Annotated in this window: 24 protein-coding genes and 1 other annotated feature; of the genes, 11 read left to right on the top strand and 13 right to left on the bottom strand. The window is 53.1% G+C overall.

Translation table 11 applies throughout. From position 1 onward, the window contains the following. Positions 1-176: 176 nt before the first annotated feature. Positions 177-512, top strand: a complete 336-nt coding sequence (gene raiA / locus GUC22_RS06180; protein WP_004104616.1) for a ribosome-associated translation inhibitor RaiA — start codon at positions 177-179, stop codon at positions 510-512. A 106-nt stretch (positions 513-618) separates the two neighbouring features. Then, positions 619-743 (top strand) — a sequence feature (Phe leader region). A gap of 30 nt (positions 744-773) precedes the next feature. Then, positions 774-1,934, top strand: a complete 1,161-nt coding sequence (gene pheA / locus GUC22_RS06175; protein WP_024358391.1) for a bifunctional chorismate mutase/prephenate dehydratase — start codon at positions 774-776, stop codon at positions 1,932-1,934. On the opposite strand, the gene GUC22_RS06170 is transcribed toward pheA, so the two are convergent. The 3 genes from GUC22_RS06170 to aroF form a co-directional block, all read right to left on the bottom strand. After that, a complete protein-coding gene (locus GUC22_RS06170; protein WP_160183431.1) occupies positions 1,931-2,803 on the bottom strand; it encodes an SMP-30/gluconolactonase/LRE family protein in 873 nt (290 codons plus the stop codon). The two genes, pheA and GUC22_RS06170, sit on opposite strands and share 4 nt — an antisense overlap. A 67-nt stretch (positions 2,804-2,870) precedes the next feature. Beyond that, positions 2,871-3,992 (bottom strand): bifunctional chorismate mutase/prephenate dehydrogenase, encoded by a 1,122-nt coding sequence (tyrA, locus tag GUC22_RS06165; RefSeq protein ID WP_004136934.1) that lies wholly within the window; start codon positions 3,990-3,992, stop codon positions 2,871-2,873. A 9-nt stretch (positions 3,993-4,001) separates the two neighbouring features. After that, on the bottom strand, positions 4,002-5,072 hold the full coding sequence (gene aroF / locus GUC22_RS06160) for a 3-deoxy-7-phosphoheptulonate synthase AroF (protein ID WP_049086780.1): 1,071 nt from the start codon (positions 5,070-5,072) through the stop codon (positions 4,002-4,004). A 344-nt stretch (positions 5,073-5,416) separates the two neighbouring features. On the opposite strand from aroF, the gene GUC22_RS06155 reads away from it, so the two are divergent. The 3 genes from GUC22_RS06155 to GUC22_RS06145 are packed head-to-tail and all read left to right on the top strand — an operon-like array spanning position 5,417 to position 7,636. Continuing rightward, complete coding sequence (locus tag GUC22_RS06155) at positions 5,417-5,926, top strand: YfiR family protein (protein ID WP_049250678.1); 510 nt, start codon at positions 5,417-5,419, stop codon at positions 5,924-5,926. Next, entirely contained in the window at positions 5,919-7,142 is a 1,224-nt protein-coding gene (gene dgcN, locus GUC22_RS06150; RefSeq protein WP_004136930.1) for a diguanylate cyclase DgcN, read from the top strand. Before GUC22_RS06155 ends, dgcN begins: the two co-directional genes overlap by 8 nt. Before the next feature lie 11 nt (positions 7,143-7,153). Further along, on the top strand, positions 7,154-7,636 hold the full coding sequence (locus GUC22_RS06145) for an OmpA family protein (protein ID WP_160183430.1): 483 nt from the start codon (positions 7,154-7,156) through the stop codon (positions 7,634-7,636). Positions 7,637-7,641: 5 nt separating this feature from the next. On the opposite strand, the gene GUC22_RS06140 is transcribed toward GUC22_RS06145, so the two are convergent. The 7 genes from GUC22_RS06140 to ffh all read right to left on the bottom strand — a co-directional run bounded on the left by GUC22_RS06140 (position 7,642) and on the right by ffh (position 13,223). Then, positions 7,642-9,012, bottom strand: coding sequence for a PepSY-associated TM helix domain-containing protein (locus GUC22_RS06140; protein ID WP_049086776.1), 1,371 nt, complete (start codon positions 9,010-9,012; stop codon positions 7,642-7,644). A 54-nt stretch (positions 9,013-9,066) separates the two neighbouring features. Beyond that, positions 9,067-9,504, bottom strand: coding sequence for a DUF2946 domain-containing protein (locus GUC22_RS06135; RefSeq protein WP_102649986.1), 438 nt, complete (start codon positions 9,502-9,504; stop codon positions 9,067-9,069). 120 nt (positions 9,505-9,624) lie between these two features. After that, a complete protein-coding gene (rplS, locus tag GUC22_RS06130) occupies positions 9,625-9,972 on the bottom strand; it encodes a 50S ribosomal protein L19 (RefSeq protein WP_004104634.1) in 348 nt (115 codons plus the stop codon). 39 nt (positions 9,973-10,011) lie between these two features. Further along, positions 10,012-10,779, bottom strand: a complete 768-nt coding sequence (gene trmD / locus GUC22_RS06125) for a tRNA (guanosine(37)-N1)-methyltransferase TrmD (protein WP_004104636.1) — start codon at positions 10,777-10,779, stop codon at positions 10,012-10,014. 46 nt (positions 10,780-10,825) lie between these two features. Next, entirely contained in the window at positions 10,826-11,374 is a 549-nt protein-coding gene (rimM, locus tag GUC22_RS06120) for a ribosome maturation factor RimM (protein ID WP_004123774.1), read from the bottom strand. A gap of 18 nt (positions 11,375-11,392) precedes the next feature. Further along, a complete protein-coding gene (rpsP, locus tag GUC22_RS06115) occupies positions 11,393-11,641 on the bottom strand; it encodes a 30S ribosomal protein S16 (RefSeq protein WP_004123777.1) in 249 nt (82 codons plus the stop codon). Between the two features lie 214 nt (positions 11,642-11,855). Continuing rightward, positions 11,856-13,223 (bottom strand): signal recognition particle protein, encoded by a 1,368-nt coding sequence (ffh, locus tag GUC22_RS06110; RefSeq protein ID WP_004123779.1) that lies wholly within the window; start codon positions 13,221-13,223, stop codon positions 11,856-11,858. Positions 13,224-13,387: 164 nt separating this feature from the next. On the opposite strand from ffh, the gene GUC22_RS06105 reads away from it, so the two are divergent. Together GUC22_RS06105 and GUC22_RS06100 are read left to right on the top strand one after the other, a co-directional pair. Next, positions 13,388-14,179 (top strand): inner membrane protein YpjD, encoded by a 792-nt coding sequence (locus GUC22_RS06105; RefSeq protein ID WP_004123787.1) that lies wholly within the window; start codon positions 13,388-13,390, stop codon positions 14,177-14,179. An 18-nt stretch (positions 14,180-14,197) separates the two neighbouring features. After that, positions 14,198-15,487, top strand: coding sequence for an HlyC/CorC family transporter (locus GUC22_RS06100; RefSeq protein WP_004853327.1), 1,290 nt, complete (start codon positions 14,198-14,200; stop codon positions 15,485-15,487). 65 nt (positions 15,488-15,552) lie between these two features. Here GUC22_RS06100 and grpE read toward each other — a convergent pair whose 3' ends face one another. Next, positions 15,553-16,143 carry a nucleotide exchange factor GrpE gene (gene grpE / locus GUC22_RS06095; RefSeq protein ID WP_116944196.1) on the bottom strand — a complete coding sequence of 197 codons (591 nt, stop codon included), beginning with the start codon at positions 16,141-16,143 and terminating at the stop codon, positions 15,553-15,555. Positions 16,144-16,267: 124 nt separating this feature from the next. On the opposite strand from grpE, the gene nadK reads away from it, so the two are divergent. The 3 genes from nadK to bamE all read left to right on the top strand — a co-directional run bounded on the left by nadK (position 16,268) and on the right by bamE (position 19,383). Beyond that, complete coding sequence (gene nadK / locus GUC22_RS06090) at positions 16,268-17,146, top strand: NAD(+) kinase (protein ID WP_004104646.1); 879 nt, start codon at positions 16,268-16,270, stop codon at positions 17,144-17,146. A gap of 86 nt (positions 17,147-17,232) precedes the next feature. Next, a complete protein-coding gene (gene recN, locus GUC22_RS06085; protein WP_024358397.1) occupies positions 17,233-18,894 on the top strand; it encodes a DNA repair protein RecN in 1,662 nt (553 codons plus the stop codon). 147 nt (positions 18,895-19,041) lie between these two features. Continuing rightward, positions 19,042-19,383: an outer membrane protein assembly factor BamE gene (gene bamE / locus GUC22_RS06080; protein WP_004123807.1), complete on the top strand. Its 342-nt coding sequence runs from the start codon at positions 19,042-19,044 to the stop codon at positions 19,381-19,383. Between the two features lie 65 nt (positions 19,384-19,448). On the opposite strand, the gene GUC22_RS06075 is transcribed toward bamE, so the two are convergent. After that, the gene (locus GUC22_RS06075; RefSeq protein WP_024358398.1) at positions 19,449-19,739 is read right to left on the bottom strand and encodes an RnfH family protein; all 291 of its coding nucleotides are present in this window, start codon (positions 19,737-19,739) and stop codon (positions 19,449-19,451) included. After that, positions 19,729-20,166, bottom strand: coding sequence for a type II toxin-antitoxin system RatA family toxin (locus GUC22_RS06070; RefSeq protein ID WP_004104653.1), 438 nt, complete (start codon positions 20,164-20,166; stop codon positions 19,729-19,731). Before GUC22_RS06070 ends, GUC22_RS06075 begins: the two co-directional genes overlap by 11 nt. 149 nt (positions 20,167-20,315) lie before the next feature. Here GUC22_RS06070 and smpB point away from each other — a divergent pair, with 149 nt between their 5' ends. Then, the gene (gene smpB / locus GUC22_RS06065) at positions 20,316-20,798 is read left to right on the top strand and encodes an SsrA-binding protein SmpB (protein ID WP_004104655.1); all 483 of its coding nucleotides are present in this window, start codon (positions 20,316-20,318) and stop codon (positions 20,796-20,798) included. Positions 20,799-20,916 lie beyond the last annotated feature (118 nt).

Here is a 20,916-nt window from a genome sequence, read left to right as displayed (position 1 = left end):
CAAATATGGCTCTCTTTCTTCCTTTCCACAAGTAAAATCTCACCTGTTCCTGTCCTGTCTCACAAAACAGATTTGTTGACAAAAAGTGACAATAAAATGTGATTTAAATCACGCATTTTGACATTGGGCGAGGTATGCTGAGTTCACCAAGACGGGAAAGACAAGAGGTAAAATTTATGACAATGAACATTACCAGTAAACAAATGGAAATTACTCCGGCAATCCGCCAGCACGTCGCAGACCGTCTCGCCAAACTGGATAAATGGCAAACCCACTTAATTAACCCGCACATCATCCTCTCTAAGGAGCCGCAGGGTTTTGTCGCTGACGCCACCATCAATACGCCAAACGGGCATCTGGTTGCCAGCGCGCGGCACGAAGACATGTATGCCGCAATCAACGAATTGATCAACAAGCTGGAACGGCAGCTCAATAAAGTGCAGCACAAAGGGGAAGCCCGCCGCGCCGCCACATCGGTGAAAGAGGCAGGCTTTGTGGAAGAAGAAGAGTAATCCTTAACTTAAGCTTGTGTCATGCCACGCGCCTCCGGGCGCGTTTTTTATTGACAGAGTGAAAACAGTACAGGTACTGTAATCCCCACTAACTCAAGGAATTCATCATGCAACCGAACCTGTTCTTCTTCGCATTCTTTTTTACCTTCCCCTGAATGGGAGGCAATTCGTCGTGTGATAAAGAATGCGAAGACGAACAACAAGGCCTCCCAAACGGGAGGCCTTTTTTATTGATAATCAATAACAAGAAAGGCAACACATATGACCGAGGAAAACCCATTACTGGCGCTACGCGATAAGATCAGCGCTCTGGATGAGAAGCTGCTGGCGCTGCTGGCGGAACGCCGCGGCCTGGCCGTAGAGGTAGGAAAAGCCAAGCTGGCATCGCATCGCCCGGTGCGGGATATCGACCGCGAGCGGGACCTGCTGGAACGCCTGATGACGTTGGGAAAAAAACATCATCTCGATGCCCACTACATCACGCGCCTGTTCCAGCTGATCATTGAAGACTCGGTCCTTACCCAACAAACGCTACTGCAGCAGCACCTCAATAAAATCAATCCGCACTCCGCCCGCGTGGCGTTTCTCGGACCGAAAGGTTCATATTCGCATCTTGCGGCCCGCCAGTATGCCGCCCGCCACTTTGAACAGTTTATCGAAAGCGGCTGTGCGAAATTCGCCGATATCTTTGAGCAAGTGGAGACGGGCCAGGCCGACTATGCCGTGGTCCCTATTGAAAATACCAGCTCCGGCGGCATCAATGATGTTTACGATCTTCTGCAGCACACTACTTTATCTATCGTCGGCGAGCTGACTCTGCCTATCGATCACTGCGTGCTGGTTTCAACATCCACCGACGCGCAACAGATTACGACGGTCTACAGCCATCCGCAGCCGTTCCAGCAGTGCAGCCAGTACCTCAGCCGCTATCCGCACTGGAATATTGAATATACCGATAGCACCTCCTCAGCGATGGAAAAAGTCGCTCAGGCTAAATCGCCGACCGTGGCCGCCCTGGGCAGCGAAGCAGGCGGAGCGCTGCACGGTTTGCAGGTACTGGAACATTGTCAGGCTAACCAAACGCAAAATATCACCCGCTTCCTGGTTCTGGCGCGTAAAGCGGTGGAAGTATCCGATCAGGTTCCCGCAAAAACCACGCTGTTGATGGCCACCGGCCAGCAAGCCGGGGCCCTGGTAGAAGCGCTGCTGGTGCTGCGAAACCATAACCTGATCATGACCAAGCTGGAGTCGCGTCCCATTCACGGTAATCCGTGGGAAGAGATGTTTTATCTGGATATCCAGGCCAACCTGGAATCACTGCCAATGCGTAAAGCCTTAAAAGAGCTGGCCGAGATAACCCGTTCCATGAAGGTGCTGGGCTGTTATGCCAGCGAAAACGTGGTACCGGTCGATCCGGTTTAACGCTCTATAAACGGCAATTTCTTCATCCCTGCCACGCTAACCGGCAGGGTGAAGATGGCCCCGGAAAGCGGATATTTCGCCACTTCCTCAGCATCCATATTCTCCCGCGTGGTGGTGATATAGAGCGTCTTCATATCCGTTCCGCCAAAACAGACCATCGTCGGGCAACGCACCGGTAAACGATGCTCCTCCAACTGCTCGCCCGTCGGTGAAAAGCGGGCAATACGCCAACCGTCAAACATCGCGCTCCAGTAGCAACCTTCAGCATCGATGGCCGCGCCATCAGGAATTCCCTCACCCAGATGAAAACGGCGAAAGACCTCGCGTTTCCCCGCCTCGCCCCGCTTATCGAGAGGTGTTCGATAGATAACGGCATTCGGCGTATCCGAGGTATACATCCAACGCTTGTCTTCGCTAAACGCCAGACCGTTAGCGCCGTGAATATCGCACTGGATAACCTGCGGGGAGAGATCGCTATCGATGCGCATCAAGAGCGCGCCGTTAAAATCGCCCGGCCCCCAGAAAGTTCCGGCATAAAAACGGCCGTCGCGATCGGTTCCGCCATCATTAAAGCGTGCTAATTGCGGATTGCTGGGGTTATCGCAGACTTTTCGCTGCAGCAGGCCATGCGCATCCGTGAGCCAGATACCGCTACGTAAAGCGACGATAAAACCGCCCTTCGCGCGCAGGGCAAAACAACCGGGCTCCTCGGGAAACTGTAATACCTGATGTTCACCCGTCCGCACGTCGTAACGATGAATCTCGCACTCCATAATATCGGCCCAGTACAAGGCCTGTTCGGCTTCGCTCCAGGTCGGACACTCCGGTAAATGCCCGGTATAATCAAACAGCGGTTGTGGTTCAGCCATCGTTTTCATCCCTATAAAAAAGCCAGCGGGTCACCCCTCTGGCTTTATTGTATACGCGTTTTACGCCTTACTGCCGATTATCATTCGCCTGGCGCAGCAACGTCCGGCTTTCGCTCTGGAAGCGCTGGGCATAGTCCCCGAACCAGTGTTCAACCTTACGGAAGCTATCGATAAACGCCTGTTTATCCCCCTGCTCCAGCAGGCCGATAGCTTCACCGAAACGCTGGTAGTATCGCTTAATCAGCGCCAGGTTATTTTCCGAGGACATAATAATGTCAGCGTAGAGCTGCGGATCCTGGGCAAACAGTCGGCCAACCATCGCCAGCTCCAGACGATAAATTGGCGACGAGAGCGCTAAAAGTTGCTCAAGACGCACGTTCTCTTCGGCCAGATGCAGGCCATAAGCGAAGGTAGCAAAGTGGCGCAACGCCTGAATAAAGGCCATGTTCTGGTCGTGTTCGACGGCGCTGATACGATGCAACCGAGCGCCCCAGACCTGAATTTGCTCAAGAAACCACTGGTAGGCCTCAGGCTGGCGGCCATCGCAATACACCACTACCTGCTTCGCCAGGCTGCCGCTATCAGGACCAAACATAGGATGCAGACCCAATACCGGACCTTTATGCGCAGCCAGCATCGCCTGCAGCGGTTCCGCTTTCACCGAAGCCAAATCGACCAGGATGCAGTCCGCCGGCAGCGGAGGCAACTGAGCAATCGTCGCCGCCGTGATATGAATCGGCACGCTGACGATAACCATACCGGCATCGGCGACAATCTCGTCCGCCCGCGACCAGTCGTCTTTCTCCAGGATACGAACCTGATATCCGGAAAGCGTCAGCATTTTCTCAAACAGACGCCCCATTTGCCCGCCGCCACCGACAATAACGACCGGACGCAGGTTCGGATAAAGCGTTTTAAAACCTTTATCGTTTTCGCTGGAATAAGACTCACGCATGACGCGACGCAGGACATCTTCGATAAGATCCGGCGGAACCCCAAGCGCAGCAGCCTCCTCACGGCGGGAGGCCAGCATCGCCGATTCACGCTCAGGGACGTAAATCGGCAGGCCATAATGGCTTTTAACCTCTCCGACTTGCGCTACCAGCTCCAGGCGCTTCGCCAGCAGCTCCAGCAGCGCTTTATCGACTTCATCAATTTGATCGCGTAACGCGGTCAGTTCAGCAACCATACAATCCTCTTACGCCAGACGAGCCGCCAGATGGCCTCGCAGATCCTTATCAAGTTCGCGGAGCAGCGCATCGGTGGTTTCCCAACTAATGCAGGCATCGGTCACCGAGACGCCGTATTTCATATCGCAACGCGGCTGCTCAGAGGACTGATTACCTTCGTGGATATTGCTCTCAATCATCAGACCAATAATGGAACGGTTACCATCTTTGATCTGCGCGACCACGGATTCCGCAACCGCGGGCTGACGGCGGTAGTCTTTATTCGAATTCCCATGGCTGCAATCTACCATCAGGGAAGGCTTCAGTCCCGCCTGAGTCATCTCTTTTTCGCACTTCGCGACGTCTTCCGGGCCATAGTTTGGCGCTTTCCCACCGCGCAAAATGACGTGACCGTTCGGGTTGCCCTGGGTTTGCAGCAGGCACACCTGTCCAGCCTGGTTGATGCCGACGAAACGGTGCGGCATTGCGGCAGCGCGCATCGCGTTAATGGCGGTGGCAAGGCTACCGTCGGTGCCGTTTTTAAACCCAACCGGCATCGACAGGCCTGAAGCCATTTCGCGGTGAGTCTGGGATTCCGTCGTACGCGCGCCGATAGCGGACCAGCTAAACAGATCGCCGAGGTACTGAGGACTATTTGGATCCAACGCTTCCGTCGCCAACGGTAGCCCCATATTGACCAGTTCAACCAGCAGACGACGCGCAATCTTCAGGCCGCCTTCCACATCAAAAGAACCATCCATATGCGGATCGTTAATCAGCCCTTTCCAGCCAACGGTGGTACGGGGTTTTTCAAAATAGACGCGCATGACCAGATAGAGGCTATCGCTGACCTCTGCGGCAAGAGCTTTAAAACGACGAGCGTACTCAATGGCGGTTTCAGGATCGTGAATTGAGCAAGGACCACACACCACCAGCAAGCGCGGATCGCGACCGGCGATGATGTCAGAGATGGTCTGCCGAGAGTGCGCGATCTGCGCTTCCTGCTCAACGCTCAAAGGGAATTCAGCTTTCAACTGATCCGGAGTGATCAAAACCTGTTCATCGGTAATATGTACGTTGTTCAGCGCGTCTTTTTGCATGATTGCGATCCTGTATAGCTCGTTTGCGATAGTTATTGCCTCAGCGAGGATGACGTAACGATACCACACAAAGTAAAGATTTCAATCCATATTACGTAAATTTTACTTTACACATGGAAATTAAATCGCGCTAAACTCCCTTTCTATTGTACATTATTATTTACACATAGCAATTTAACGCCCGTTACTCCCTTTTTAAAAGCGATTCTTTTACGAAAAATCCTGGTGAGAATTATCTTAAAGCGGCGAGGCTGGCTAATGACGCTTTTCATCAATAATGCTATTCTTCGCCCGGGTTTCAGCAATCTGCATCCCCCACGCAATGACAACCTGACGGAACCGTAATGACTGTTCTTCACCGTCTCTTTTTGACTTTAGTACTATCACTCGTGGGTATCTCTGCTGTTGCCTCCGGACCGTCTGAAAATGTTCGGACGATCGTTTCGGGGATCGTGACTTATACACGCTGGCCGCAATTATCAGGTCCTCCAAGGCTATGTATTTTTTCGACATCACGTTATATCCATAGCCTGGCCGAAGAAGCACCGGAAATATTGCCTTATAAACCCGTGATTGTTCGTAATACAGAAGAAGCCTTACAGACGACCTGCGATGGTTTTTATTTTGGCAGTGAATCACCGATCCAACAGTCTGAATTTACGGCCAAATATGGAAACCGGCCCCTATTACTTATTGCGGAACAAAACACCGATTGCTCTATTGGCAGCGCTTTTTGCCTGCTTATAAACAATGAGAGAGTCAGATTTTCCGTAAATCTGGATGTACTGACGCACAGCGGCGTTCGGGTTAATCCCGAGGTACTGATGCTTGCCCGGAAAACATCACATGAATAAGGATTTTTCTCAGGCCCCGCGCCCCACATTTAAAAGAGCGCTGCGCCGTATCAGCATGATAAGCGTGGTGATCTCTATGACACTGGTCTGGCTGTTACTCTGCGCCGCTTCCATATTCACACTTAAGCAATACGCACAAAAAAACCTGGAGCTTACCGCCGCTACCATGGGCCGCAGCCTGGAAGCCGCGCTCGTTTTTGGCGATAGCGCAGCGGCTGAAGATACGCTGGCCACGCTGGGAAGACAGGGGCAATTCTCCAAAGCCATTCTGGTCGATGGCCGACAAAAGCCCTTCGCCTCATGGCATAACGAGCGGCTGGTCAGGCAGGATAAAATCAGCGACGTTATCAGCAAATGGCTATTCCCTGACCCCACGGTACAGCCTATCTGGCACCAGGGGAAAATCATCGGTGAACTCCGTCTGACCGCGCTGGACCGGCTGATAAGCTATTTTCTTGGCATCTCAATTATTGTGCTCACCGGCAGCATTTTTCTTGCTTCCTGCATCGCCTTGCTCCTGACCCACTCGCTGCACCGCGGCATTGTGGCTGCGTTACAGAGCATTACCGAAGTGGTGCATGATATTCGCGAAAATCGCCATTTTTCTCGCCGGGTCCCCGAAGAGCGCATTGAAGAATTCCACCTGTTTGCCCAGGACTTTAATAGCCTATTGGGCGAAATGGAGGACTGGCAGCGGCAGCTTCAGGCTAAAAATGCCCAGCTCCTGCGCAGTTCATTGCACGATCCGTTAACCGGTCTGGCTAACAGAGCGGCTTTCCGTAATGTCATTAATGAGCTGATGAAAGACGAAACCGTCCACAGTAGTTCCGCGCTGTTATTTCTTGATGGCGATAACTTCAAGCTTATTAACGATAACTGGGGCCATGCAGCTGGCGATAAAGTGTTAATTGAAGTCGCGAGCCGCCTGATGGCCTTTGTCGGCAAACAGCATCAGGCGTGGCGTCTCGGCGGCGATGAATTTGCCATTCTGCTACGCGATGTGCATTCAGAGACCGAAGTTCAGGCCCTGTGCCGTGCGTTGTCCGAACAGTTTATCCAGCCATTTAATCTCCACAATGGCCACACCACCAGTCTGTCACTGAGTATTGGATACGCTTTAACCTGGGAACATGCCTCCGCGGAAAATCTGCAAGAGCTTGCCGATCAAAATATGTATCGGATGAAACACCAGCGCTTGCAGCAAACGCAAAAATAAAAGGAATCACCATGATTGGGAAATATTTTGCACCTGCTTTACTTGCCGCAATTTTTCTTAGCGGCTGCCAGGCTCCGCAAGGAAAATTCTCTGCAGAACAAATTGCAGCAATGAAGTCATACGGCTTTACTGAAACCAACGGCGACTGGTCATTAGGAATATCTGATACCATCTTATTTGATAAAAATGATTACCACCTGCGTGCCGATAGTAAGCAGCAAATCCGCACGATGGCTTCACGCCTGGCCACCACCGGTATTACCCACAGCCGCCTCGAAGGCCATACTGATAATTACGGCGAAGATGGCTACAACAAAATGTTATCGCTTAAGCGCGCCAACAGCGTTGCGGATGCATGGGCCGAAGGGGCGAATATTCCGCGCGCCAATTTGACCACTCGCGGACTCGGGAAAAAGTATCCGATAGCCAGTAACGATACCGCGAAAGGACGCGCTGAAAACCGCCGCGTCACGGTGGTTATCAGCACGCCTTAAACAACCTATTCGACTGATTTAGCCTCTAACATCGCCGTTGCTGCGCGCCAGCGCAGATAATCAACGGCGAGACATAGCGCGAGGCTGCCCCCCATTAGCGGCAGCGCTACCCCCAACAACACCGCAATAACGGCAGTCAGCAGACGAGCGGGCCATGCTAATCCAAACCACGCCTGTATCAACGTATTGGCCGGGTTAGCCGCCGCGCGCGCCGGGCGGCGGATCCACCACAAGCGGTATCCCACCACTATCATCACGCAGAGTGCGGTTCCGAACGCGATAAGCAATAGCTGATTAACAAGGCCGAACAAAATTCCCATATGGAAATCAACCCCCCAGCGGGTCAGCTTGGCCATGAGCGGAAAGTCGGAAAAATGCGTACGGTCCACGATCCGCATCGTTGACCCCTCGATCGCGACAGCATCAACCTGGGTTGGCCAGCTTCTGTCGATTTCATTTACCGTCCACGCGCGCCCGGGGCCCGACGGCGGTCGAATCTCCAGCTTGCCGGCATCCAACCCCGCAGCGCGTGCGGCCAGCAGAATCTTGTCAAACTCCTCTACGCGCAGCGGCGATGCCGCCTCGCCCATCATCTTGCTTCCCATATGATGTTCCGCATGCGAATCGTGAACTGCCGGAACGGCGCTTTCCAGCTGCGTATTCACCTGTGGCGTCAGCCAACCAAAGGCGGCGCGCATCTTATCGACGTTACCACCGGCCCATTGTGACCAGGTTAAACCGGTCGCAGAGAATATGAGCATACCGACCAGCAATGCCCATCCGAGAGAGACATGCAGGCGGCGGCTATTCTGCATCTTATTGTTAATGCGACGACGCGGGCGGGTCATCGACCACAGCGCGATCCCACCGAGAGCGGCAACCCACATCCAGGACGCAGCGAGCTCGCTGTACAGACGGCCAACGCTCCCCAGGAGCAATGAGCGGTGGGCATAATCAATCCACTGACGCAGCGGCAAAATACCGCTGGTACCGTAAACCGGCAGATCTCCTTTCACGCTTAACGTCACCGGATCGACAAAAATTGCCCGCGTTTCCGACTCGCCAAGGTTCGGGTCAATAAACATCACTCGGGTAGTATCGCCAGCCAGTATCCCCGGGCGTACCGCATGCAGGCGCAGGTTTCCCTGTATAGCCTCTGTTGCTACGGTAATTTGCGCGCTGAGCGGCTGTTTTTCTCCACTGAGCGTACCGCGAAGCGCATTCTGATAGAGCCAGCTTTCCAGCTGTGGAGTGGCGACATATAGCGTACCGGTCAGAGCCGCCGCAAAAATAAACGGTCCGATAAACAGTCCGATATAGAAATGAAGACGCCGCAGCAGGTTCAGCCATGCCGCGCGAGAGGTGCAGGTAGTCATACTTTTCCTTTTTTAAAAGCAAAAGAGAACGTTGCGCAGTGCGCAGGTTATTTTTTATGTAAGGGAGAAAGCAGACGGACGCGGCGGCGCTCGGGTAAGAGGATAAAGCCAGGGAAAGTAATGCCAGTGTTTGTGTACTGGTCGGCTAACAGGGACCCGCTGGCGTCGAAGCACCATGACAAGCAGCAGCATCAGCGCGAAAATCAGGCCCGGCACGTGAGCTAACAGCACGCAGTAGCCACAGGCTTCAGCATGATCGAGCGGTACGCCGTGCGAGCGTTGCGGCGTCGAAGCGTCGGCGTGCATCATCGCCATCTGATGTGATGGCGCATCTTCCGCCATCGTCATCATTGCGTGGTGCATTCCGCTCATCGGATCTTTTTGCAAAGCGACTGAGATCAACGGCGCCACCACGATCAGCGCGATCGCAAACAGCGCCAGCCATGCGGCCCGCCGTTGAGATGCTGATTGATGAAGAATATCGCTGACCACCGCCCCTCCGAATAAGGGCCGTATTGTAAATGATTCACAATAAAATGGTTAAAATAAAGATAAAAAAAGGGCCAGCCCATCAGGCCAGCCCTCTCATTCAGGATGTCGCGAAAGCGAATCTTAGTTAAGACGCTCTTTGATACGAGCAGACTTACCGGTACGCTCACGCAGGTAGTACAGTTTAGCTTTACGTACAGCACCACGACGTTTGACAGAAATGCTGTCAACTACCGGAGAGTGAGTCTGGAAGACACGCTCAACGCCTTCGCCGTTGGAAATTTTACGAACAGTGAATGCAGAGTGCAGACCGCGGTTACGAATAGCGATAACCACGCCCTCGAATGCCTGCAGACGTTTTTTGGAACCTTCAACAACCCATACTTTCACTTCCACGGTATCACCCGGACGGAAGGAAGGTACGTCCTGCTTCATCTGTTCTTGTTCAAGTTGCTTAATAATGTTGCTCATAATTTAATCTCTTATCCTGGGTAAACTGATATTGGGGGCTTACGCCATCCCATCATGTTTATGCTGCTGTTGCGCGAGTTCCTTTTTGAACTCCGCCAGCAACCTTGCTTGCTCTTCAGTCAGAGCCAGGTTTTCCAAAAGTTCAGGTCTTCTAAGCCAGGTCCGGCCCAGCGACTGCTTCAGACGCCAGCGACGTATCTCAGCGTGGTTTCCCGACAGCAATACCGGCGGTACTTCCATACCTTCTAACACTTCAGGCCGCGTATAGTGCGGGCAATCCAGCAATCCTTCAGCAAAAGAGTCCTCGATTGCTGAAGCTTCATGACCCAGAACCCCCGGAATAAACCGGGAAACGGAGTCAATCAGCGTCATTGCCGGTAGCTCGCCACCGCTGAGAACGTAATCGCCGATTGACCATTCTTCATCAATCTCGGTCTGAATTACGCGCTCATCTACGCCTTCGTAGCGACCGCATACCAAAATCAGCTTCTGATTGGTTGCCAGTTCGCTGACGCCCGCTTGATCAAGCTTGCGTCCCTGAGGTGAAAGATAAATCACCTTTGCGCCTTCACCTGCCGCGGCTTTTGCTGCATGAATGGCATCCCGTAAAGGTTGCACCATCATTAACATCCCCGGTCCGCCGCCGTAAGGACGATCGTCCACGGTACGGTGCCGGTCATGAGCGAAATCACGAGGACTCCAGCTCTGGATGCTCAGCAGGCCATTTTTTACTGCCCGGCCAGTTACCCCGTAATCGGTAATTGCGCGGAACATTTCAGGAAACAGGCTAACGATACCTATAAACACAAGCCAATCCCCATAGCGCCGTTTTTTTACCGTTTATCCGGAGAATTTAAAAACCAGGATCCCAATCTACTTCGATAGTACGAGTAGCGAGATCGACTTTCTTGATAACCTGCCCATCGAGGAACGGAACCAGCCGCTCCTTGATACCAAATGCATCTTTCAGGTTTGCCTTGATGACGAGAACGTCATTAGATCCAGTTTCCATCATATCGATGACTTTACCGAGACCATAGCCTTCAGTGGTCACTACCTGGCAGCCCATCAGGTCTTTCCAGTAATAGTCACCCTCTTCAAGCGCAGGCAGCTGCGATGAATCCACGACAATTTCGCAATTAGTCAAAAGATTCGCTGCATCGCGATCGTCAATGCCTTTCAGCTTAATGACGATATCCTGATTGTGGTGGCGCCAGCTTTCCAGCTCAACAACCTGCCACTGACCCGCCTTCTGGATAAACCAGGGCTGATAGTCAAAAATGCTTTCGGCGTCTTCGGTGGAGGAAAACACTCTGAGCCAACCACGGATACCGTAGGAAGAACCCATCTTGCCTAATACAATCGGTTCAACAGGTGCTTGTGCGGTGTGTTGCTTGCTCATCATGACCACCGTGACAGATTAAGCTGCTTTGTTAGCGGCTTTGATCAGCGCAGCTACGCGATCGGAAACAGTAGCGCCCAGGCCAACCCAGTGAGCGATACGATCCAGATCCAGACGAGTTCCTTCTTCGGTCGCAGAAGCGATCGGGTTGAAGAAACCAACGCGCTCAATGAAGCGACCGTTGCGTGCATTACGGCTGTCGGTAACAACAACCTGGTAGAACGGACGCTTTTTCGCGCCGTGACGTGCTAAACGAATAGTAACCATAACATCCTCTTGTGTGAATAAAACACCGGGCCCCATCGAGGAACGGAGCCCGGTGTCATATTAAAAGCCCGAAAATTTTACTGATTTCTGGGGAAATTGCAATCAGCAGTTATAAACTCTGCCGTGGAAGGCCCCCTAAATGGGGTAACTGAGCCAGAGCGCGCCAACAATGGATAAAAAAGAAGCGCGCCCCGACAGCAAAATAGCGACGATACTATCGCCCCCCGGGGAACCCAGGCGGCATCATACCTTTCATTCCGCGCATCATCTTCATCATGCCGCCTTTCGACTTCATCTTCTTCATCATGCGCTGCATATCGTCAAACTGTTTGAGCAGACGGTTCACATCCTGCACCTGCATTCCGCAGCCTGCGGCGATGCGGCGCTTGCGCGAACCTTTAATAATTTCCGGTTTCGCGCGCTCTTTCAGCGTCATCGAGTTGATGATGGCTTCCATACGCACCAGCACCTTATCGTCCATCTGCGATTTAACGTTGTCCGGTATCTGTCCCATGCCCGGCAGCTTGCCCATCAGGCTGGCCATACCGCCCATGTTTTTCATCTGCCGCAGCTGTTCAAGGAAATCGGTGAGATCAAAACCGTCGCCTTTTTTCAGTTTGGAAGCCAGCTTTTCAGCCTGCGCACGGTCAACCTTACTTTCGATATCTTCGATCAGCGACAGAACGTCGCCCATGCCGAGAATACGGGAAGCGATACGGTCCGGGTGGAACGGCTCCAGCGCTTCGGTTTTCTCGCCAACGCCAAGGAATTTAATCGGCTTGCCGGTGATATGACGAATCGACAGCGCCGCACCGCCGCGGGCGTCGCCGTCCACTTTGGTCAGCACGACCCCGGTCAACGGCAGGGCCTCGTTAAACGCTTTCGCCGTGTTCGCCGCATCCTGGCCGGTCATCGCATCGACAACAAACAGGGTTTCTACTGGATTGAGAGACGCATGAACCTGTTTAATCTCATCCATCATCGCTTCATCAACGTGCAGACGACCGGCGGTATCCACCAGCAGCACGTCGTAGAATTTGAGCTTCGCTTCCTTCAGCGCGGCATTAACGATATCAACCGGCTTCTGACCTACGTCAGACGGGAAGAAATCAACGCTAACCTGCTCGGCCAGCGTTTCCAGCTGCTTGATCGCCGCAGGGCGATAGACGTCAGCGGAAACCACCAGCACTTTCTTCTTGTGCTTTTCACGCAGGAACTTACCCAGCTTCGCGACGCTGGTGGTTTTACCCGCCCCCTGCAAACCGGCCATCAGCACCACGGCTGGCGGTTGCGCGGCTAAATCCAGCGCCTGGTTCTCTTCGCCCATCGCGGCAACCAGTTCGTTGCGCACGATTTTGACGAACTCCTGGCCCGGGGTCAGGCTTTTGTTGACTTCATGACCTACCGCGCTTTCTTTTACGCGGTTGATGAAGTCACGTACCACAGGCAGAGCAACGTCCGCCTCCAGCAGCGCCATACGCACTTCGCGCAGGGTATCTTTAATATTGTCTTCAGTAAGGCGTCCGCGGCCGCTAATGTTGCGCAGCGTACGCGACAAACGATCGGTTAAATTATCAAACATTGTCTCTCGCCTGAGGTGGAAACGGTCGGTCGCCGCAGCGACACAAAAACGGAATGGGCGCAGTATAACACGACATAAACGCGAATGTGCTGCAACGGTTGGAGCCAGAGTCGCGTGACGCTATACTGCTTCTCTTTACTATTTAGTCAACAGTCGACGCCCATATGCCTGTTTTTGCTCTACTCGCTCTTGTCGCCTACTCCATCAGCCTCGCGCTGATCGTCCCTGGCCTGCTGCAAAAAAACAGCAGCTGGCGGCGGATGGCGATTCTTTCCGCAACTATTGCGTTGATTTGTCACGCCTTCGCGCTAGAGTCACGCATTTTTCCCGGCGGCGAAAGCGGGCAGAACCTCAGTCTATTAAACGTGGGATCGCTGGTCAGCCTGATGATCTGTACGGTGATGACCATCGTCGCTTCGCGTAATCGCGGCTGGCTATTGCTGCCCATTGTCTACACCTTCGCCTTAATCAACCTCGCGTTCGCGACCTTTATGCCGAACGAGTACATCACGCATCTGGAAACCACGCCGGGGATGTTGGTCCATATCGGCCTGTCGCTCTTTTCTTATGCTACCCTGATTATCGCTGCGCTTTACGCGCTGCAGCTGGCGTGGATTGACTATCAGCTAAAGAATAAAAAGCTGACCTTCAGTAGCGAAATGCCGCCGCTGATGAGCATTGAACGTAAAATGTTCCACATCACCCAGATAGGCGTGGTGCTATTAACCCTGACGCTGTGCACCGGGTTGTTTTATATGCACAACCTGTTTAGCGCGGAAAACATTGATAAAGCAGTACTGTCTATTATTGCGTGGTTCGTTTATATCGTCCTGCTTTGGGGCCACTATCATGAAGGGTGGCGCGGACGCCGGGTCGTCTGGTTTAACGTGACTGGCGCAGGGCTGCTGACGCTGGCCTACTTTGGTAGCCGCGTATTGCAACAGTTCATGAGCTAAGTCTTTAAGGAAGCCCAAGTGGAACATATCTCCACCACCACGCTGATCGTGACGCTGATCGTCATGGTGGTTATCTCCGCCTATTTCTCCGGTTCAGAAACCGGCATGATGACGCTAAACCGCTATCGCCTGCGTCATATGGCCAAGCAGGGCAATCGTCAGGCAAAACGCGTCGAAAAGCTCCTGCGCAAGCCTGACCGTCTCATTAGCCTGGTTCTCATTGGCAATAACCTCGTCAACATTCTTGCCTCGGCGTTGGGCACCATTGTGGGTATGCGCCTGTATGGCGATGCCGGCGTCGCCATTGCCACCGGCGTCCTGACGTTTGTGGTGCTGGTGTTTGCCGAAGTGCTGCCAAAAACCATCGCGGCGCTCTATCCGGAAAAGGTCGCCTATCCCAGCAGCCTCCTGCTCGCGCCGCTGCAAATACTGATGATGCCGCTGGTCTGGTTGCTCAACACGATTACCCGCATTCTGATGCGCATGATGGGCATTAAAACCGACATCGTCATTAGCGGGGCATTAAGCAAAGATGAGCTGCGTACTATCGTTAATGAATCACGTTCGCAGATCTCCCGCCGCAATCAGGACATGCTGCTCTCCGTGCTGGACCTCGAGAAAGTCAGCGTTGACGACATCATGGTCCCGCGCAACGATATTGTCGGTATCAATATTAACGACGACTGGAAATCCATTGTCCGCCAGCTGACTCACTCTCCGCACGGGCGCATCGTGCTGTACCGCGACACGCTGGACGATGCCATCAGCATGCTGCGGGTACGCGAAGCTTATCGCCTGATGACCGAGAAAAAAGAGTTCACAAAAGAAGTCATGCTGCGCGCCGCCGATGAAATTTACTTCGTGCCGGAAGGAACGCCGCTCAGTACGCAGCTGGTGAAATTCCAGCGCAATAAAAAGAAAGTGGGTCTGGTCGTTGATGAATATGGCGACATTCAGGGACTGGTTACGGTTGAGGATATCCTCGAAGAGATCGTCGGCGATTTTACGACTTCAATGTCGCCTACGCTTGCTGAAGAGGTGACGCCGCTTAATGATGGCTCAGTGATTATCGATGGAACCGCCAACGTACGGGAAATCAACAAGGCATTTAACTGGCATCTCCCGGAAGATGAAGCGCGAACCATTAACGGTATCATCCTCGAAGCACTCGAAGAGATCCCCGCTCCGGGTACCCGCGTACGCATTGAACAGTATGATATCGATATTCTTGATGTTCAGGAGAATATGATTAAACGGGTGAAGGTGATGCCGGTTAAACCCATTCGCGAGAGCGTGGCTGAGTCATAGCCCCCCCTGCGGACTGGCAGAAGGGAATAGAAAAACGGCCACCTCGCGGTAGCCGTTTCGCTTATTTACTTCGCTTTCGCGACGGTGACCATCGCCGCGCGAATAGTACGACCGTTCAGGGTATAACCCTTTTGCATAACGCCCAGCACGTTGCCTGGCGCGACGTCTTCGGACTCAACCATCGCAATGGCCTGATGGACGTTCGGATCCAGCGGCACGTTCGTATCGCCAATCACTTCCACGCCGAACTTACGTACCACGTCGAGCATGGACTTCAGCGTCAGTTCGATGCCTTCAACCATCGGCGCCATATCCGGGTTATCTTTATCAGCGACTTCCAGCGCGCGATCCAGGCTGTCGATGACCGGCAGCAGCTCGTTGACGAATTTCTCCAGCGCAAACTTATGCGCTTTTTCGATATCCAGCTCGGTACGGCGGCGCAGGTTATCTTCATCGGCTTTCGCACGCAGCAATACTTCACGTTCGCGCTTCTGCGCTTCAGCAAGCTGAGCTTCCAGATTCGCAATTTTTTCATCGCGCGGATCCACCTGCTCAGCCGAAACCTCAGGCTCTACCGCCTCAACGTCGTCGTGCTGCTCCGTGATAATTTCTTCCGGGGCTTGCCCCTCAGGCGTTTTCTGTTCTTTACTACTCATGAATTTCTCCGCGTTTTTTTCGCATTCATCTCGCTAACTTCGCTTATTATGGGGATCAGTTTCCTGGTTTCAAGGGAACGCGGCCAGATTGTCACTATTCATTTAACGCAAGGACATCCAGATCATGAAGAACCACTTCAAGTGTATAGGCATTGTGGGACACCCTCGTCACCCAACCGCGCTGACCACACATGAAATGCTCTGGCGCTGGCTGTCCAGCAAAGGTTATGAAGTGCTGGTTGAGCAGCAAATCGCGCATGAACTGCAGCTCAGCAATGTGAAGACCGGGACGCTGGCCGAAATTGGCCAACAGGCAGACCTGGCCGTCGTGGTTGGCGGCGATGGCAATATGCTCGGCGCAGCGCGTACGCTGGCGCGCTACGACATTAACGTTATTGGGATTAACCGTGGCAACCTCGGTTTTCTGACCGATCTCGACCCGGATAACGCGCTACAGCAGCTCGCCGATGTGCTCGAAGGCCACTATATCGCCGAAAAACGCTTTCTGCTGGAAGCTCAGGTGTGTCAGCAGGATTGCCAGAAGCGCATCAGCACGGCAATTAATGAAGTTGTCCTGCACCCCGGCAAAGTGGCGCATATGATTGAGTTTGAAGTTTACATTGATGAGGTGTTTGCTTTCTCTCAGCGCTCCGATGGCCTGATTATCTCCACGCCCACCGGCTCCACGGCTTATTCACTCTCTGCCGGAGGGCCGATTCTCACGCCTTCACTAGATGCTATCACCCTAGTCCCCATGTTCCCGCATACGCTCTCGGCACGCCCGCTGGTGATCAACGGTGACAGCACCATTCGCCTGCGCTTTTCTCAACGCTGTAGCGACCTCGAAATTAGCTGCGATAGCCAGATAGCGCTTCCAATTCAGGATGGTGAAGATGTGCTGATCCGCCGCTGTGATTATCACCTTAATCTCATCCATCCAAAAGATTACAGCTATTTCAATACATTAAGCACCAAGCTTGGCTGGTCGAAAAAATTGTTCTGATTTTATAGCCAGCCCCTTTACTGGATAAAAAACCAGATTATACTGTACGAAAACACAGTAATGGTTTTTCATACAGGAAGGCAGCTATGTTGGCACAACTCACTATTAGTAATTTTGCTATTGTTCGTGAGCTTGAAATCGATTTTCACAGCGGTATGACCGCCATTACCGGCGAGACCGGCGCCGGTAAATCGATCGCTATCGACGCGCTGGGGCTGTGCCTCGGTGGTCGGGCGGAAGCCGATATGGTGCGCAGAGGCGCCAACCGGGCTGATCTATGCGCCCGCTTCTCCCTGAAAGACACACCTGCCGCTCAGCGCTGGCTGGAACAGAACCAGCTGGAAAACGGGCGTGAGTGTTTACTTCGCCGCGTCATCAGCGCAGACGGCCGCTCTCGCGGTTTTATTAACGGCACGGCTGTCCCTTTATCCCAGCTTCGCGATCTGGGTCAACTGCTTATCCAGATCCACGGCCAGCATGCCCACCAGCTGCTGACTAAACCCGAACACCAGAAGACGCTGCTTGATGGCTATACCGGTGAGTATGCGCTTACTCAGATAATGGCAGAGCGCTATCGTCAGTGGCATAAAAGCTGTCGCGATCTGGCGCAGCATCAGCAGCAAAGCCAGGAGCGCGCAGCCCGTGCGGACCTGCTGCAATATCAATTAAAAGAGCTAAACGAGTTCAACCCGCAGTCGGGTGAATTCGAACAAATTGACGAAGAGTACAAACGTCTGGCTAACAGCGGTCAGCTGCTGACGACCTGCCAGCATGCGCTGACGGTACTGGCGGACGGCGAAGAATCCAACCTGCAGAGTCAACTGTACGCCGCGAAGCAGCTGGTCAGCGAGCTGGCAGGTATGGACAGTAACCTCTCCGGGGTACTCGATATGCTTGAAGAGGCGTCTATCCAGCTTAGCGAAGCAACGGACGAACTGCGCCATTATCACGATCGCCTCGATCTCGATCCGAACCGCCTGTTTGAGCTGGAGCAGCGTATCTCCCGACAGATCGCCCTGGCGCGGAAGCACCAAATCACGCCCGAAGAGCTTCCTGACCTTTACCAATCACTACTGGAAGAGCAGCGTATGCTGGATGATAGCGCCGGTTCTCTGGAATCTCTTAGCCAACTGGTCGTTGAGCATCATCAGCTGGCGCTGGATACGGCAAAGCAGCTGCATACCCTGCGCCAAAATAGCGCCGATGAATTGACTCGGCTAATTACGGAGAGTATGCACTCACTTTCGATGCCGCACGGTGTGTTCGCCATTGATGTCGCGTTTGATGAACGCCACCTTACGGCTGAAGGCGCGGACCATATCGAATTCCGCGTCACCACTAACCCGGGTCAGCCGCTGCAGCCGATTGCTAAAGTTGCCTCCGGAGGCGAGCTGTCACGTATTGCGCTGGCGATTCAGGTCATCACCGCGCGTAAGATGGAAACTCCGGCGTTGATTTTCGATGAAGTGGATGTCGGCATCAGCGGCCCTACGGCGGCGGTCGTCGGTAAACTGCTGCGTCAATTAGGCGAATCAACCCAGGTGATGTGCGTCACCCACTTACCGCAGGTTGCCGGTTGTGGACATCACCATTTCTTCGTCTGCAAGGAAACGGACGGTGAAATGACCGAGACGCACATGCACCCTCTGGATAAACGCGCTCGTTTGCAGGAACTGGCTCGCCTGCTGGGCGGTAGTGAAGTCACTCGTAATACCCTGGCAAACGCGAAAGAGTTGCTTGCCGCCTAAACTTTTTGATTTTCACAGAGTCATAGTGAACAGCAAATTGCCGATAGACCTGCAGCCGAAGGTTCCCAACCGGGCAAAGGTCTATTATCATCGGCATATTACAGATGAGCCACGTACTGCTCGGGCCCAAAAAGGAATCAAATCACTATGCGCTGTAAAATGCTGACTGCTGCCGCAGCGGTTCTTCTTATGTTGACCGCAGGCTGTTCCACTCTGGAACGAGTGGTTTACCGTCCTGACATCAACCAGGGTAACTATCTGGCACCAACCGACGTAGCAAAAATTCGTGTCGGCATGACGCAACAACAGGTTGCCTATGCTCTTGGTACCCCGATGATGTCGGATCCGTTTGGCACCAATACCTGGTTCTACGTTTTCCGTCAGCAGCCTGGGCATGAAAAAGTTACCCAACAGACGCTTACCCTGACCTTCAACAGCAGCGGTGTGCTGACCAACATTGATAACAAACCTGCCCTGACGGCGGAGTAAGGCTATCAATATGCAAAAAGCGCTCAATGAGCGCTTTTTTTATCTCTGAGCTTTGCGCGAAACGGTTACTTTCCCGCGCTCTTCTCAGCCCGCTGGCGACGCAGCTCTTTCGGGTCTGCAATCAGCGGCCGATAGATCTCTACCCGATCGCCATCGTGGACCCGATCCTGAAGCTTCGCCGGGCGGCTATAAATACCCACCTTGTTCTTCGCCAGATCGATATCATCACGCAGCGCCAGAAGACCGCTGGCCACGATCGCCTGCTCGACCGTCGCGCCCTCTTCCAGCTTAACGCTTTGCAGATACTGCTTTTCCGGCAGCGCGTAGGCTACTTCAACGACGATGTTAGCCAGCACTGTAGACCTCTTTTGCCCGCGTCGTGAACGCCTGCACCATATTCATGGCCAGCTCTTTGAAAATGCGACCAAACGCCATTTCAATCAGCTTATTGGTGAATTCAAAATCGAGATGAAACTCAATTTTGCACGCTTCCGGGCTTAGGGGGATAAATTTCCAACCGCCAATCAGCTTCTTAAACGGACCATCGACCAGACTCATGAGAATACTTTGGTTACTGGTCAGCGTATTTCGCGTTGTGAAGGTCTTGCTGATACCCGCTTTGGATACGTCAACCGCCGCGGTCATCTGCGTCGGCCCGAGCTCCAAAACCCGGCTACCGGTACAGCCCGGCAGAAAATCAGGGTAGGACTTCACATCATTTACCAGTTGATACATCTGTTCCGCACTGAACGGCACCAGGGCGGTACGGCTAATCTGAGGCATAGCAGGTTCCACATATAAACACGGTGCAAATAATATCATTTATCTGCTGCTAAAAAAAACGCTGTACCGCAACTCGTGCTAAGATAGCCCATTACGCCTCGCGGGAAGATTGAGGTACGACTGTTTTAAGACGATGACTTCAGGATATTATGACTAAGAAAAAAGCCCACAAACCTGGATCAGCCACCATAGCGCTGAATAAACGCGCCCGTCATGAATACTTTATCGAAGATGAATACGAGGCTGGTCTTGCCCTGCAGGGATGGGAAGTAAAATCTCTCCGCGCAGGTAAAGCCAACATAGGTGATAGCTATGTCATTTTGAAAGATGGCGAAGCCTATCTGTTTGGCGCCAACTTTACGCCAATGGCCGTTGCTTCCACTCACTACGTCTGCGACCCGACGCGTACCCGCAAGCTCCTGCTCAACCAGCGTGAACTGGATACCCTGTACGGGCGTATCAACCGCGAAGGTTACACTGTGGTCGCTCTTTCGCTGTACTGGAAGAACGCCTGGTGCAAAGTCAAAATCGGCGTAGCGAAAGGTAAAAAGCAGCACGACAAGCGTACCGATATCAAAGACCGCGAGTGGGCGGTAGATAAAGCCCGAATTATGAAGCACGCGGGTCGTTAATTCCCCTTTCCATCAGGGTCAGTTTTGCTGACCCTGACGCTATATCATTGTTGATGCTGATTTTTCACCCAACCTGACGCCATAATCCTCGAAACGAGGGCTGGTAAGCGCATTCATA

Origin of the sequence: Klebsiella sp. MPUS7 (assembly GCF_009905335.1) — a bacterium.
GTDB classification, from domain to species: domain Bacteria; phylum Pseudomonadota; class Gammaproteobacteria; order Enterobacterales; family Enterobacteriaceae; genus Klebsiella; species Klebsiella grimontii.
The sequence above is the reverse complement of the archived record's forward strand: the minus strand, read 5'-3'. Positions and strand labels throughout refer to the sequence as shown.